The 15196-nt window shown below is 58.9% G+C and carries 10 protein-coding genes; 2 read left to right on the top strand and 8 right to left on the bottom strand.

Annotated elements, in window-relative coordinates; translation table 11 throughout:
• Positions 1 to 899 precede the first annotated feature (899 nt).
• Complete coding sequence (locus J3U87_RS22505; protein WP_237378022.1) at positions 900 to 2027, top strand: hypothetical protein; 1128 nt, start codon at positions 900 to 902, stop codon at positions 2025 to 2027.
• A gap of 705 nt (positions 2028 to 2732) precedes the next feature.
• Here the strand turns inward: J3U87_RS22505 and J3U87_RS22500 are convergent.
• The 7 genes from J3U87_RS22500 to J3U87_RS22470 all read right to left on the bottom strand — a co-directional run bounded on the left by J3U87_RS22500 (position 2733) and on the right by J3U87_RS22470 (position 9346).
• Positions 2733 to 4679, bottom strand: coding sequence for a WD40 repeat domain-containing protein (locus tag J3U87_RS22500; protein WP_237378021.1), 1947 nt, complete (start codon positions 4677 to 4679; stop codon positions 2733 to 2735).
• Between the two features lie 108 nt (positions 4680 to 4787).
• Complete coding sequence (locus J3U87_RS22495; RefSeq protein WP_237378020.1) at positions 4788 to 5606, bottom strand: cell division cycle 123 family protein; 819 nt, start codon at positions 5604 to 5606, stop codon at positions 4788 to 4790.
• Positions 5603 to 6106: an SMI1/KNR4 family protein gene (locus J3U87_RS22490; protein WP_237378019.1), complete on the bottom strand. Its 504-nt coding sequence runs from the start codon at positions 6104 to 6106 to the stop codon at positions 5603 to 5605. Before J3U87_RS22490 ends, J3U87_RS22495 begins: the two co-directional genes overlap by 4 nt.
• An 18-nt stretch (positions 6107 to 6124) precedes the next feature.
• Positions 6125 to 6952: an HNH endonuclease gene (locus J3U87_RS22485; RefSeq protein WP_237378018.1), complete on the bottom strand. Its 828-nt coding sequence runs from the start codon at positions 6950 to 6952 to the stop codon at positions 6125 to 6127.
• 4 nt (positions 6953 to 6956) lie between these two features.
• On the bottom strand, positions 6957 to 7901 hold the full coding sequence (locus J3U87_RS22480; protein ID WP_237378017.1) for a DUF4123 domain-containing protein: 945 nt from the start codon (positions 7899 to 7901) through the stop codon (positions 6957 to 6959).
• A gap of 2 nt (positions 7902 to 7903) precedes the next feature.
• Positions 7904 to 8299 (bottom strand): PAAR domain-containing protein, encoded by a 396-nt coding sequence (locus tag J3U87_RS22475; RefSeq protein ID WP_237378016.1) that lies wholly within the window; start codon positions 8297 to 8299, stop codon positions 7904 to 7906.
• A gap of 216 nt (positions 8300 to 8515) precedes the next feature.
• On the bottom strand, positions 8516 to 9346 hold the full coding sequence (locus J3U87_RS22470) for a PoNe immunity protein domain-containing protein (RefSeq protein WP_237378015.1): 831 nt from the start codon (positions 9344 to 9346) through the stop codon (positions 8516 to 8518).
• Positions 9347 to 9703: 357 nt separating this feature from the next.
• On the opposite strand from J3U87_RS22470, the gene J3U87_RS22465 reads away from it, so the two are divergent.
• Positions 9704 to 12133 carry a type VI secretion system Vgr family protein gene (locus J3U87_RS22465; protein ID WP_237378014.1) on the top strand — a complete coding sequence of 810 codons (2430 nt, stop codon included), beginning with the start codon at positions 9704 to 9706 and terminating at the stop codon, positions 12131 to 12133.
• 1168 nt (positions 12134 to 13301) lie between these two features.
• Here J3U87_RS22465 and ltrA read toward each other — a convergent pair.
• Complete coding sequence (gene ltrA, locus J3U87_RS22460; protein ID WP_237378013.1) at positions 13302 to 14609, bottom strand: group II intron reverse transcriptase/maturase; 1308 nt, start codon at positions 14607 to 14609, stop codon at positions 13302 to 13304.
• Between the last annotated feature and the right edge of the window lie 587 nt (positions 14610 to 15196).

The raw sequence follows: 15196 nt of genomic DNA, 5'->3' as shown, positions 1-15196 counted from the left end.
TGCTGAGGAAGTCGTTCGAGGAGGGTTTCCACTAGGACCTTAAAAGGAGGTACCTAGTGGTGAAACCCCGCAAATTGTACGGTGATTTCGAAGACGAAATGGAGCTTCCGAAAAGGGAGTCATTCAAATTCAGAGCCGCTCGAATCTATTCACATTTGAGACTCTGTCCATTCTGTTTGCGCTCCAATCGCGATTGCTTGGATGCTCCGAACACGAGAAATCGCGATCGTTCCTGGAAACGATACCGACACTATCAATGGAAACCAAGGTGACCGTTCGAGTTCGACACGGATGATCCCCAAAATGTATTCGTGACCCGTGGAACATTCCATCCACGGGTCATCTGACTCTTCCACTTAACCGTCCACAAAAAACACGAAAACTGCCGCGTGAGCTGGGTTTGTTTTTCGTGTCATCCGTGTGTATTCGTGGATAAGAAATGATCGCCAAGTCGAGGTGCGATCGTGACGATTTCACGATTTTTGTCCACGAATCACGCAGATCCACACGAATAGGCATCATCCCACGGCTCACACTCAGGCACTGCTCGAATAAACCAACTTAATCAACTCATTTTCAATTATTTAAGCTAAGGAAACCCATCCACTCAGCCAAAGTATTCCCGTGTGGGAAGCGATCCTTTGTTCGTGTTTTTTCGTGCTTTTAGTGGACAGTGTGTGGGTTACAATGCGTGAGCGACACCGATTCGCTCGGTTCTTTTGGAGACGTGTTTGGAATTTGATAACCTTGAAATGATTGTGGCCATTCTTACCGGGTGGGTTATCGGCTATTTCACGGCCAAAAAGAAAAATTCTCCAATCAAAGCCCTCCCGAATGCCGAGAGAACGTTCTCATTGGCGCCTGGCTTCACGGGAAAAATCAGGACGAATCCAAAGGATATGTCGCTGCAGCTCGAGATTCGCAGTGACACGCCCATGAACATTCCCTTCAAATTGCGGCCCTACATCGCCGACGACGAGAACTGGCAACGCATCCAGACCGGCGACCCCATGCTCGACGAGCAGTATCTCTTGCAGGGAAACGCCGTGGAATTCCTGGCCGGAATGAAGGGCCGGCACCGCGGTTTCCTGTTGGACGGCGAGGTGACCCTGACCCAAAAAAGCCTGGTGGTCACCATCCCTCGCGACGCCTCCCAACCCCTGGATGTGCGCGATCTTTCGCGGGATCAAATCAGGAAAAAGGCCGACCGCGCCATGCGGTTCCTGAACACCTGCATGGACCAAACTCCCGCACTTCCCAGACTCGCGGACATGGTTCGGCGCGATGCCATGAAAGGCGTCCGCCAACGCTGCCTGGCCGCCATCGTCGACCACTTCGAACCCGGCCAGGTCGCGCAGTTGGGGTTCGACGAGGATCTTCAGGGAGATCCACCGGTCCTCGAGAACCCGGAACTGGCCCTGCTACAGATGTACGCCGGTCGCCCCATCGCGCCACCCTTCCTCGATCTCCTGGTCGCTAAAGTCGAAGGCGACGCCATCGACCTCTTCTTGACGGTCGCCGCCACCCTGCCCGAGCCATTGCGTACCCACACCCTTCTTCAGGCAGTGACGCGGGAGGGCATGACCGAAGGGGCCCTACATCTGTTGAACTCGAGTGACGATGCCCTGGCGGTGCCGCACCTGATCGCGCTGTCGACCCAGTCACGATTTCGCACGCCGATTCTGGCGCACATCGGCCGCCGCGACGACGCCCGCGTGGTGGGCTTTCTCCTGGACGTCCTGGCAGAAGGTTCTCGCGCGGATTGCCTGCAAGCGGCCCAACGCTTGGGAGATCTCGGCGACTTCTCGACCATCGAACCTTTGGCAAAGTTGCGCAATGCCAGCCGTTTCGGGCTGCGCAAGGAGTTGGATGCGGCGATCAAGAAGATCCAGGCACGCGACGGTTCCGGGGAAGGCGGCTGGGTCTCGCTCCACGCTCCCGGAAACCAGCTCGGCCAGCTATCGGAGGTCCAGGGCGGGGACCTCCAACTGGTCCACGAAAACCACGAAAACACACGAAACACATAGCACCTCTTTCGCACTTCGCAGTTCCTAGGGTGCTGGATGTTGGTGGCTGATGTTCAAGATCGAAAATAAACCTGTTGTGTTGATGTCTTCGAACGATGCCTCGACGTGAATCGCGGATTGACCTCGCGAATTCGTCGCAATCGCTTTTGAGTGGAGATGGTTCTTGCCGTCGGGAATGAGGATCAGGAAGCCCGGAAACAAGAAAGCCAGGAAAGGTGCACGGTTCCTCGGGTGGCCACCATTTCTTATCCACGAATGCACACGGATGACACGAATTAACAGGACCCAGACTGCCACACCGCAGGAACGCTGAGAAGAATCCGAGCTTTAAGTTAAAAATATCGAGCGCTTATGCAGATTTTTTGGCCATTTTGAATCATCTGGGTTTGTGTTCCGTTCCGGGAGGAGCAACGCAAAAAGCCTCGAACGGAATGGTCGGGTTCGTATCCGTGTGGATCGGTGTGATCCGTGGACATGTCCTTAAATGACCCGCGTAGCGCGTCGCCCCACAGGACCCGAACCGGTTGGCCTTTAGGGTAACTTTCTAGTTCTGAGATTTAAGATCCTGATAAACAACAGAATGTGTTCCTGTCACCCATCGAATGAGCAATCTCTTCACTGGGCAGGGAATGCCTGGCGTATCCTGTTCGTGTTTTTTCGTGTTTTTAGTGGACAGGGATCCAGACCAGCCGCAGGGTTCGTGGATCAGTCGTTCTTCGGTTGGAAACCCTCGGGTGCCGGGACCTCCGGTGTGCTCATGTCGGGCGTCGCCGGGTGCGGCGGCGCCGTGATCGCATCCGGCTTTTCGTCGAACCGGTTCAGGTCCAGTTGAGCCAGGACCCCGCTACTCGTGCCCAAGATCAAGGTAGCCGGCGAGCCCGGTGCCGCCGTCAGGGTCAGCGGATGCCAGGGGAGGTCCAGCTTGTCCGTCTCCTCGCCGCGCTCCAGGTTCCACAACCGGACCGTTCGATCCAGGGCGATGCTCGCCGCCCCCGATTCGGTGAACACACAGGCGTTGACGGAGCCCTCGTGGCCATCCATGCGCTGCTTCAATTCACCCGTCTGGGCGTCGAAGAGCCGCAGGCTGCCGTCGGCCATGGCGCACAGCAGGCGCTGGCCGTCGGCGCTAAACGCCATGTCGTTGACCAACGCATCGGCCTCGGTGAAGTTGACGATGATGTCCCCGCTGGCCAAGTGCCAACGCACCAGCGTCTTGTCGTAACCCGAGGAAACGAAACTCGCCCCATCCGGCGCGAAGCAGCAGGCCCAAACCATAAAGGTGTGGTGATCGAAGGTTTCCAGCTTGGCACCGTCGGCCACCTGCCACAAGGTCGCGTGCGGCACGGTATCGCCCGTCACCAAGTAATTCCCATCCGGTGAAAAGCGACAGGTCGTCACCCGGCCACCCACCTTGATGATGCGCGGCGGGGTCTCGTCCACCAGGTTCCAGAGCTTGATGGTTCCATCCTTCGACGCCGATGCCGCCAACCGGCCATCGCGGGTCACATCGCACGCCAGCACCGGTTTCTTGTGACCCTTCAACTGCGTGAATTCGGTGCTGTTCTCCGTGTCCCAAACGATCAGGCTCCCGTCCTCCGACGCCGAAACGATGCGCTTCCCGTCCTCGGTGGTGCGGTGATCGCGCAAGCGGCCGTGGTGGCCCCAAGTCTGGAACGCCGCTTCACCGGTGGTCAGGTCGGTGAGGTTCACCGCGCCGTCCTCCCCGCCGTGCAGCGCGCGTTTACCGTCCGCCGAGACCGCGCACGCGAACAGGCCACCGCCCTGCTTGGCGAACCTCTGGGTGGGCTTCTCCTCCGAAAGGGACCAGTAGAACAGCGCTTCCTCGAAGCCGACCGAGACGAAGCGGGTCCCGTCCGGATCGAAGGCCAGCGCCAACACCCACTCCTCGTGACCCTTGTAGGTCGTCTTCACCTTGCCGGTGTCCACCGTCCACAGCTTGATCTTGCCGGCTTCGGAACCGGTGAGCGCATGGGTGCCGTCGGGTGAAAAGCGACAGCTTCGGATGCTCGACCGATGACCGCGCCACTTGGCCAACTCGTTGCCGGTTTCCAGGTTCCACAGGCGCGGTTGGGTCTCTTCGGAGCCCGAGAGGATGAAACGACCACAGGGCGACACGTCCACACAATAGACCTCCTTGCGGTGGCCCTCGTAGGTGCGAACCTCGGAAGCGCCTTCCAAGTCCCACAATTTCAAGGTGGTGTCGATGGAGCCACTCACCATGTAGCGACCACCTGGCACCGGGACGCAGGCCATCACCTCGGCGTCGTGACCCTCGAAGACCGCCAGCGTCGTCTCGGTTCGCAAATCCCACAACCGCAGGGTCTTGTCCAGCGAGGCGGTGACCAGCATGGTGCCCTCGCCGGTGAAGAACAGGTCGGTGATCTTGTCGTCGTGGCCGACCAGGCGGTGGATCTCCTGGCCCGACTCGAGATCCCAGACCAACACCAGCTTGTCGTCGGCGCCCGTGGCCGCCTGCCGGCCGTCGGGTGAGAAGGCCACCGCGTTGACACTGGCATCGTGGCGTAATCCCGCCGAACCGTAGATGCGCGTCAGGGCAGCGCCCGTCCGTCGTTTGAAGTTCTCCAGGTCTTTGGCCGCGAGGGCTTTGCGGTTTTGCGTCTCGTGTGTCATCGGTCGTCACTCCGTTTCGTGGGGGGCTTTTTTCGGGTTAGTTTAAACCGGTTCTCGCGGCCGGGCATCCCTTTTCTCCCGGCGCGGGGCGAGCGGGATCACATGGGATCAAAGATAGCGAAATCCGCCGTCGAAATCGTCCTCCCGCCAGGAGAACAGGCAGCCGTCGGTCAAGGAATCCAAAGGGTTGAGTTCCAGGAGCGTGAGCTGGACCTGCGTGCCCGCGAAGGCGAAGATCAGATCGAAGACCACGTCCTCGAGATGCACCGCCCGACGGAAAAAGGAGAAAAAGGAGACAATCTCGGCACCCAGGGCATCCAGTTTGTCGCGGCCCAGGTCGCTCAGGGCGGGACCGGCCAGGTCGTACTGCGAGACGCCGATCAAGCGGCGCCCGCGCATGAAACAACGCAGCTCCGATCCGCGCGGAATCTCGCGCCAGGGCCGCAGGAACAGGGTCGGCAGGTAGGTCAGGCGCACGGCTTGCCGAAGGGCCGGCGCGATGCGCGCTTGGCTGGAAGTCAACAACCGGATCACCTGGTCGCCTTGTCGCACCCGACCCCCGAGCATGGGGAACAGGGGCGAATCCTTGGGACTCGTGGAGCCCAGGCGAACGAAGGCCCCCTCCGGAAAGCCGGCAAGCGCGGCATCGAGGCGTTTGACGAGTTCCGGAAGCGCCCGGCGATAATGCCCTTCGAAGTGTTGGGCCATGCCGGGCAGCCGCGCGCCGAGGGCGTGGACTTCAGCCCAACCCAGGGGCACCGCCTCGGCGGGCATGCTCCATCGCCTCAATTCCGGCGGCCAATGTTCCAAGAAGGTCGGCTTCACCGCCGGGAACCGCTCGTCCAGCCGGGACCAGGGCACCGTGCGCCGCGCCTCGCGCGCCTCGGCCGATGCACGCGCCTTCGGTTGTGGACAGAGCGCCATCATTTTCGCTTCTCACGCGCTTCCTTGAGGTAGGTCTGCAGGTCGATCAGGCTCGCCAGAAAGGCATCGAAACGCTCCGCCAGCTCGAAGGCCGGGCTCCAGGGATCGTCCTCGTTCTCGTGTTTGCGAACCCAGACGAAGACCTTGCCCTTGTGGGAACCCTTGGTGGCGAGGCAAACCAGATCGTTGCCGGGCGTTCGGGCAATCACCAGCAGATCCAGAGGGATGCGGCTTTGGAAGATTTGATTGTACTCGAAGAAGTTTTCGTGACCGGTCGGTTGCAGGTAAAGAAAGAACTCGACCATGTCCGAATTGTCTTTTTCGTCGATCTCGTCGGTGAAGCGGAACACCTGGCGGCTGGGTCGGCCGCCGTTGTGTTCCAGCAGGAAGGCGCGATAGGCGGCGGGAAATTCGTGACCGACCTTGGCTTCGGCCCGGTCCAATTCTTCCTCGCTCAGGGGAGATGCGGTTTTCAGCATGCGAAGCGGGGTGGGCTCACTCATCGATGGAATCTCCTCGGCTCATGAGTCGGCCACGTTCACGGCCGACGCACCGCCCGAATGGGGCATGTTGTTGTGGAGGTCGGAAGGGATCAACTGCATGGTGGTGCCGTCCTGGTGGTGGTGCCAGGTGTGGCCGGTCGTATCCGGAAAGTCGGCCGCCATGTTGGCTTGGGCGAAATCCAGCGTGTTGTCGCCGGTCATCTCGATGGGCACCGATTCCTTGGACCACTTGGAGAAATCGGGATACCCGTCCTTGTAGGGAATCGGTTCACCGCCCGTCACCGCCAGAATCTTCTTGCCTTCGGGCGTGTTCTTGTCGGGCATCCACTTGCCGTTGCCGGGCGTGCCCTCGACCCACTTCCCCTTCGTTTTCGGCAAACGGTTCGATGGCTTGCCATCACAATCCGTGCAGTTGTCGTTGCCTTTCTTCTTGGCCTTTTTGCGCTGGCGTTTGGCCTTGGCGATGCGTTTCTCCAAGGCCTTGCGCGTGCGTTCATAGACCTGCTTGTAGTGGCTTTGCGCGGTCTCCAGCCGTTTCTTGAGCTTGTTGATCTGCTTCATCAGCCGGGCGCCCTTGGCGGTCTTGCCGATGGCGTCGCCGGCATAGGGAATCATCGAGATCGCCGAGAGTCCAGCGCCGATCCAGTCGCCGCGCATGGCGGAACGGAACGCCGAGATCGCATCGGAGATCGGGGTCGGATCGGCGATACCGGCGATATCGAGGCCGGCATCGATCAGCAGATCCTTGATTTCCTGGTCCAGTTGTCGCATGTAATTCCGGGCATTGGACAACGCCGGAGAATCGATGATGTCGTCCACTTGTCCGGTTGCGATATCGAATCCCATGGGCCTACTCCCTTACCAGTGCCGCGTCGGGAAACCACGCGTCGTTGTCGTATCGTTCGTCGATTTCGGCGAACACGCCGCGAGGAAGATCCAATACCTCGTCGAGCTTGTGTTCTTGGTGAATCGAAGGGTCGTCGAGAATGCGCCGAACACGCGGATGCTCGTGGAAGTTCGGGGCGAAGGCGAATTGAAAATCGACGAAGGTCAGGATGTCGGCGACGGTCGTGAAGCCCTCCTCACGCGCTTTTTCGATGCCCTCCTCGACCATGTCGGCCAAGGTTTCGGACGACAGCAGCGAGGTTTCCTCGTGACTCTCGCGCACGTGCAGGATCACCGTTTCCAGGAACAGGGCGTCGTCGGCCATGTGAAAGGCGTCGTGGTGCCGCTGCCGGATGGTGAAGGAACCGAACAGGCGCTTGGCGGTGCCCTTGGCGTTGCGCACCAGGTCCACCGGCTGATAGAGGCGCAGATCCCACTTCGCGTAGCCGACGGCGACGCCGATGTGATCGGCCAAAAACCATTTCAACTCGTGGATGTCGGCCGCGTGCAGGAAGGCCGGCAACACGCGCGGATCCCAGTAGCGGAAGTACATTTTGCGACCCTCCGTGGAGCGCACCACCCCGGAGGAAAAAAGCTGCTTGAAGACCACGGCGAACGGTTGTTCGGAAGCGAGGAAGATCCCCCAGGGTTCCTGCCACAGGTTCGATCGGACCCAGGTCACCAGGTCGGTGTCGGCGGGGACCAGCCACGGGGAATGGGCCCAGAGGCCGACTTCGTTCTTGTTGCCCAACAGGCACCGTTTCTCGCCGCGTCGCTGTTGGATGTACTGGTAGACATGAGGCGCCTGGCAGCAGTCCAGGACGGCGTACAGACGACCGGCCTCGGCCAGGTCGGTTACGGCGGCGAGTTCGACGAGCGGGTTCTCGAGCAGCGGATTTTCGAAAAGCATGCTCAGCCTCCGATCATCACGCCTGGAAATCCCGTGACGATCTTGCCACCGTGGGCCATCTGATCGCCCAGGCGCGCGGCCGGCATGCCGTTGATCAGCACCGAACCGCTGCCCATCATGACCACATCGGCGCCGCCGCCTCCACCGCCACCGCCGCCGCCCTTGCGGTCCTTGGCGCTGTCGCAATCGGCGGCCGCGAAGGGACTGCCGCCGGCCTTGGCCGCGCCCATGGCGCCGGCCCCGGCGGCCGCGCCGGGACAGCCGGCCTGGTCACCCACGCGCGCCGCCGCCTGGCCGCCGATGATGACGTCGGCCGAGCCCCCCGAAAGGGCGCCCTTCACGTGTTGGGGTATCGGGCAAACCGTCGAATCTGTTTTGCGTGCTGCTGGTGCTCCCATCGTATATCATTCCTTTTCCCGCCCGGGCCGGGCCATATTCGGCCACCTGATGTCCGGCTCGTCATCGAACCGGCCGATTGGTCGCGGGCGTCGCTTCATTTCACGGTTCGGCATAGGTGAATCGCGAAAGTTGAGTTGTCGGTTGGCACGTGCTCCTGTTCACTCTAGCATGAACCAGGGCGCCGACACGATGCCGGGCCTCGGTCCAAACCCGGCTCAGGCCGGTGGGGTGGTTCCCGGAAATCCTTCCGGGAGGGTGATCTCGAAATCTTGACCGTAGGTCGCTTCGAGTGGTTCGGGCGGTTCGAAGATCGGCACGCTGGGGACCAGATCGCGCGGATAGTACATTTGGTGCTCGAAGAAGGCATCCGGTACCGGCAGCAATTTGGCCAGCGCGCCCAATTCAAAGGCCCAGTAGCCGAAAAAGCGGCCATCCAGAGCCAGGTGGCTTTCCGCCCAGGGCATTTCGTCCATGAACGCGCGAAACCCTTCCAGGTACGCGAACACCGCGTCCATTCTCTCGTTGAAATCGGAGACCAGAATCAGGCGACGCAATGCGCCGAACGGCTCCTCGTGGAGCAGGGCCTGGGGCAGGTTTTCCAACGGTTGCGCGTCGTCGACCAGGTAACTCATCAAGAAGTCGTCCTGGTTGGAACGCCCCAGGTCCTGGAGCGAGGCGATGCGCGCCGTGGGTGCATCCAAAAGGCGGCCGAGGGCGATCAGGGCGATCACGTAGAAGTAGTACTCGCGCTCGGATAGGTCGAACGGATAGTAGGTGGGCGTCGCGATGAGCGATTCGGCGGCATCGAGTATCTTCAGGTATTCGGCATCGACATCGGCCAGGCATTCACCGGCGGAATAGCTGCAGACGGTGAGCTGCAGCCCGTGGATCACCGATTTCCTGAGTTGACGCACGCGGACGGCGTGGTCGTCCTTGTCGACTTCGGCCAGTTCACGTTCGTGGCGGCGCAAATCGGCGCGGCGTTTGTCCGTTTCATTCTGGAAATATTGCTGGGTTCCGAAAAATTCTCGCTTCTCGAGGACCATTCGTGACTCTCCAGGGCATAGCAGGCGAAAACAAGCAGATTTCACATTACTTATAATTTTGGAATAACAGTTGGGTAACATGAAGTTTACGGATCAAAGTCAAAATGTATTCCTCAATTCTCGAAAAAATGAGCATCGAGATGGAAATATCGACTTGTAGCGAACTGGAAGGGTACGTCGCACGTACATTTCTTGCCAGGATCCATTTCTTCAACCTACAATAGTCCCGAGCGTAGCATTTTTATCACGTAACCAACAATCGTTTTGCACGGGTTATTCATATCGTTCAAAGGCACACCGTCGTTCCCGGCCGCCTTGTTCCCGTCAATAAGTCGATCTGTTGGAGAGAGGTGTAACTTGTTGGAAGAGCGTCATCTTGAGGGTATTTCGCAACCCGGACCCGCCGCCCCCCATCACCGGCACAACGCGGACGACATTTTCTGGAGTGGGCCGGGAGCCGACATCCAGGTCGTCAAATTCGAACTCGACGAGCGGTTCATGGAACCCTCGACGTTGGTAGTCACGTTCAAGTCTCCGAATGGGCTCGATCCGGCCAAATTCATCAACAGAGATGCGGGAATCGTCCTGAAAGCCGGGCCCAGGCAGACCCAGGATCGCCCCCTCAACGGCATCGTGGCCCAGTTTCGACATTTGCGCACGGCGTTTCTGTTGATTCCGGAAACGCAAGGTCACGATCGCGAATATTACTACCAGGTGGTGATTCGACCGAGAATCTTCCTCCTGAGCAAGGCACACCGCTCGAAGGTCTTCCAGAAGAAGTCGGTCATGGACATCGTGTCCGAGGTCATGGGCGGCATGGGCGTGAGCCATACCTGGAAAACCAGGGGTTCGTTCGCCGAGCGCGAGTACACCCTGCAGTACAACGAATCCGATTTGAACTTCATTCACCGTCTGTTGGAAGCCGAGGGCGCCTATTACTTTTACGATCACTTCGAGCGCCAAATCGTGTTCGCCGACCACATCGGGGCCCATCCGGCCTGCAAGCCCGACGAAGTGGCGGTCTACGACGAGGAACGCCAGCTCAAGGAAAAAGATCGGGAAGCGCTGTTCGCGGTGCAGTACGGCCTCAACCTGGGCACCGGTGCGGTCGCCTGCCACGATTACAATTACACCACGTCCGGCACCCAACTGATGGCGGGTTCCTCCGTCCAGGGAGCCGGCGCGCCTGGCGGTACGGAACTCTACTGCCACAACTCGCTCTACGAAGATGGCGGCCGCGGCGCGCAAATGGCCGCGGTCCTCAGCCAGGGGCTGGCCTCGCAAATGGTGGATTTGGCCGGTGAATCGAACTGTCGCTCCTTCGGCTGCGGCTATCGCTTCAAACTGAAGGGCCACTACCTGCCCGAGGTCAACAAGAGCTGGCTGCTCTCGGACATCCACATCCAGGCCGAGCAGGGCCATTTCCACTGCAAGTGGAAAGCCGTCAGCACGGACATTCCCTACCGCCAAGTACCGCAGACGCCGGTGCCCAAGGTCTACGGTCTCCAGACCGCCAAGGTCACCGGGCCCGGAGGCGCCGAGGTGTACCTGGACCAAATGGGTCGCTGTAAATTGCAGTTCCACTGGGATCGCGAAGGGCCGTGGAGCGATCACTCGTCCATGTGGGTGCGGGTCAGCAACAACTACGCGGGTCGCGATTTCGGCATCCAGTTCATTCCGCGCGTGGGTCAAGAGGTCCTGGTCGAGTTCCTCCAGGGCAATCCCGATCACCCGATCGTGGTGGGCAGGGCCTACAACGACATGAACCCGGCGCCACTGGGACCGGCCGAGAAGTACCAGAACATCATCAAGACGATCAAGGATCACCACATCATGTTCGACGACACGGATGGCAAGGAACTGTTCGACGTGCGTTCGGAAAAGGACATGAACATCCTGGTCGTCAACGACCAGACCCGCAACATCGGCCACGACCAGAGCACCTCGGTGGGGCACTGCCAGTCCATCAGCGTCGGCTGCAACCAGACGATGTCGGTCGGCAACAATCGCCAGGTCAGCATCGGCAACGACCAGACCAGTAACATCAACCGCAACCAGACCCACGGGGTCGGCAACGATCAATCGACCTCGGTCGCCAACAACCGCTCGGTATCGGTCGGCAACAACCACATGGAAGCGGTGGCCGCCAACCAGACGGTGGTGGTCAACAACATCCAGAGCATTGCCGTGGCCAACAACCAGGCGACGGTGGTGGGCAACGACCAGATTACGCGGGTCGCCAAAGACACCCACCGCGTGACGGGCAACAATGCCGTGAACCTGGTGGGCAACAACCAGATGTCCACGATTGCCGCCAACGAGACATCGGTGGTGGGCGCCAACGTGGCCGAAAGTGTCGGGGCGAACAAGTCGACCATCATCGGCAGCAACAACAGCAAATCGGTGGGCGACAACCTGGTCGAGCAGGTCGGCGGCGCGCGGTCGCAAACGATCGGCAAGGCGTCGGTGGAGACGGTGCTCGGCGCGAAGTCGACCACCGTCGGCGGCGTCTACGGCATTCAGGTCGGCGGCGCGATGAACACGGCCGTCGGGTTGATGTATGCGGAAGAGACCGGGTTGATGCGCAAGATCAAGGCGGGCATGCAGATTTCGATCAGTTGCGGGGCCTCCAAGATCACCCTGAACCGCGCGGGCAAAGTCAGTATCAAGGGGACCGAAGTCAGTATCGAGGCCTCGGCCAATCTCAACTTGAAGGCCGGCGGCTCGGTGAAGATTACCGGCGGTCCCGACGTCACGGTGTCCGGAGGCGTGATCAAGCTCAATTGATCCGCGAACGGGGCCCAAAACTGTCCACTAAAAACACGAAAAAACACGAAATGGAAACTTCCAGCATGGCCTGCCCAGTGAGGTGATCGCGTCTTCGATGGGTTACTCCCGAGTTCGCTGGCCAGGCTTTTCGTGTATTTCGTGGACAAAAACACGAAATGGAAACTTCCAGCCTCGATCTCCAGGTCATCAAGGGTGGTTCTCGGGAACCGGGAAGTCAGGGTCCACGAATCACACGGATTGACACGAATATGGACCCACCCGAGCATGTCGGTCGACAGGTTTCCTTTTGTTACTTATCAGAATGTGACACCTGTAAACCAAGAGTTGTTCATCAGCTCCCATCAACCGAACTACCAGGCCGCGAACGCGAGTGCCGGGGAAGCGTTTTTCGTGTTTTTTCGTGGATTTAGTGGACAAAAACACGAAGTGGAAACTTCCATCCCCGATCGCCAGGTCATCAAGGGTGGTTCTCGGGAAGCGGGAAGTCAGGTCCACGAATCACACCGATTGACACGAATATGGACCCACCCGAGCATGTCGGTCGACAGGTTTCCTTTTGTTACTTATCAGAATGTGACACCTGGAAACCAAGAGTTGTTCATCAGCTCCCACCAACCGAACTGCCAGCCCGCGAACGCGAGTACCGGGGAAGCGTTTTTCGTGTTTTTTCGTGGATTTAGTGGACAAAAACACGAAATGGAAACTTCTAGCATGGCCTGCTTAGTGAGGTAATTGCGTCTCCGATGGGTTTCCGGAACACATTCTGTTGTCTATCAGTCTGTTAGTTCCCAGAACGGACCCGTTGCCCAAAAGGCCGACGGGTTTGGTTCCTTTGTGGGGACGCGTTACACGCGGCAGTTGATGACTTGTCCACGAATCACACGGATCCACACGAATACGAATACAGCCATTCCATTCGAGGCTATTGCGCTTTTCCCGGAACCGAACACAAACCCACATGATTCAAAATGACAAATGGATCTTCACAAGCGATTGATATTTTGAATGTCAAGCTCGGGCTCTTCTCAGAGCATCCCTCGTGTGTCACACATGGGTCCTGTCTAGTCGCGGTAGGACTGCCGGTTGCCCGACAGCCCCCGCACAGATCCCGGCGTGCGGAACTACCGCACCGGGCTCTTCGATCAGATTCGCTTCCGTACTCGGCTCAACGGAGGAATGGTAGCTTGAGCTGATTGTCCCTCTCTTCGGTGATCCTCGGCCTCAATAGGCCCAGCCGTTTGATCATCCCTTCGAAGGTTTCCCAGTTGAAGCTCCGTTTCTGACTTCTGCGATTCAGCCACTTGAACAAGAGTCTCGTGACGATTCTCGCAAATTCCTGAATGCCTCGGCTGTTCCCGATCACCCCGAAATACTCGTAGTGACCTCTCAGCTTCGTATTCACTCTCTCGATCAGCTTCGGCAGCTTCAGCGAGCGATGAGCTTTGATGAACTCTTTCATCTCTCGGGCTCCCTGCTCCAGCTTCTTTCGCGAGGTCTTCCGTCGCAAGTAGGGACGGCCCTTACGGTCCTTATCCCACCTTAGGGTAAATCCCAGGAAGTCGAAGGCTTGCGCCATCTTTCCCCAGCACCAACCACTCTTCAGAATCCTCGTCTTGTCTTCGGCTAACGACAGGTTGAACTTCGCCAGTCTCACCGGCAGTTCTTCGTAAAACCGTTCCGCATCCATTTTGGACACGAATGCGCATACGAAGTCGTCCGCATACCGCACGTACTTCACCCGCTCGTGACAGTGATTCCCAAACGGCTTCATCGCCCACAAGTCCAGCACGTAGTGCAGGTAGACGTTCGCCAGGATCGGTGAGATGATTCCCCCTTGCGGGGTTCCCGTTTTGGGGTGAATCGTCATGCCTTCCGGCTCCAGCACCCCCACGATCATCCATTTCTTGATCAGCCGCAGCAGGCTCTTGTCGTTGATCCGATGAGCCAGCATCTTCATCAGCAGATCGTGATCCAGATGATCGAAGAATCCCTTGATGTCCGCCTCTACCACGTACCGGTACCCACCGAATTGCAGTTCGTCCCGCAGTTCTTTCACACAACCTTTCGCACTCTTTCCTGGCCGGTAGCCATGGCTCACCGCCAGGAAATCCTGCTCGTAGATCGCTTCCAGAATCATCACCGTGGCACGCTGCACCAATCGGTCCTCAAGTACCGGGATTCCCAAAGGCCGCATCTTCCCGTTACTCTTCGGGATGTACTGCCTTCGAATCGGCGTCGCCCTGTAGCGTTTCTCTTTCAGCCGCTTCACCAGCTCCTCGATGTTCTTGTCCAGATCTCGGCCGTACTCCGCAGCCGTCACCTTGTCGATGCCCGCTGCCGCCCTTTTGTTCAGTTCCTTCCAAGCCATGTGGAGCGATTCTTCGTTCAGCAACCGATACAGATTCACAAATCGGTGCGACCCGTCCCGCTTCGCCTTGTTCGCTATTCCTTCCAATGCTGTTGACACACTCACGGCCGACCTCCTTCTCAGTGGTGTGGTCCCTTGAAAGCTCCATCTGATCGCGACCCCCTTCCCCCTGTGAGCGGCTCTCCCGCTCTCCGAGTACTATGAGGTCGTCCGACTCCCCATTCCCCATCAGCGGGCCTCCCGTATGGTTGGTGCCGCCTTACCTGTTTCTATTCCAGGGGGGGTGAGGCCTCCCAAGTTCCTGGTTCGCAACTCCCCATTCGTGCCAGGCCCTTTGACCCCGCTCGCCCCTCACAGCCCTCACCAACGCGGACTGCTTGTGTTGGTTTCGCGCCACAAAACACGCTCACCGACGAGATTCACAATGTTATCGAGGCTGATTTGGCTTCAGGAGGTACGGCCTCCCTCTGGCCCAAATGGTTCCCTGTGTACACTTCGCACGAGTTGTTCGACTTGCTCCCCGCTGTTTACCTCGGTACCCCCCGCTGACAATTACGTGGGCCTGGTTTCCCAAGGGGAGCCTTTCGTTGTCTGGTTTCCTCCTTTCTTTCCGGTCTCCTTCCCGTGCGCAACACTCGGTAGGAGCGGGTGGTTAACCCCTTACTCCACTGGGACTTGAACCCAGTCAGTTT

The organism is Sulfidibacter corallicola (genome assembly GCF_017498545.1).
Classification (GTDB): domain Bacteria; phylum Acidobacteriota; class Holophagae; order Acanthopleuribacterales; family Acanthopleuribacteraceae; genus Sulfidibacter; species Sulfidibacter corallicola.
Note: the sequence above shows the minus strand (reverse complement) of the source record. Positions and strands in the feature narration are given on the sequence as shown.

Bases quoted from the DNA above. Each gene is read 5' to 3' on its own strand.
- J3U87_RS22505 (WP_237378022.1), top strand. From the start codon at position 900: ATGTCGCTGCAGCTCGAGATTCGCAGTGACACGCCCATGAACATTCCC.
- J3U87_RS22500 (WP_237378021.1), bottom strand. From the start codon at position 4,679: ATGACACACGAGACGCAAAACCGCAAAGCCCTCGCGGCCAAAGACCTG.
- J3U87_RS22495 (WP_237378020.1), bottom strand. From the start codon at position 5,606: ATGATGGCGCTCTGTCCACAACCGAAGGCGCGTGCATCGGCCGAGGCG.
- J3U87_RS22490 (WP_237378019.1), bottom strand. From the start codon at position 6,106: ATGAGTGAGCCCACCCCGCTTCGCATGCTGAAAACCGCATCTCCCCTG.
- J3U87_RS22485 (WP_237378018.1), bottom strand. From the start codon at position 6,952: ATGGGATTCGATATCGCAACCGGACAAGTGGACGACATCATCGATTCT.
- J3U87_RS22480 (WP_237378017.1), bottom strand. From the start codon at position 7,901: ATGCTTTTCGAAAATCCGCTGCTCGAGAACCCGCTCGTCGAACTCGCC.
- J3U87_RS22475 (WP_237378016.1), bottom strand. From the start codon at position 8,299: ATGGGAGCACCAGCAGCACGCAAAACAGATTCGACGGTTTGCCCGATA.
- J3U87_RS22470 (WP_237378015.1), bottom strand. From the start codon at position 9,346: ATGGTCCTCGAGAAGCGAGAATTTTTCGGAACCCAGCAATATTTCCAG.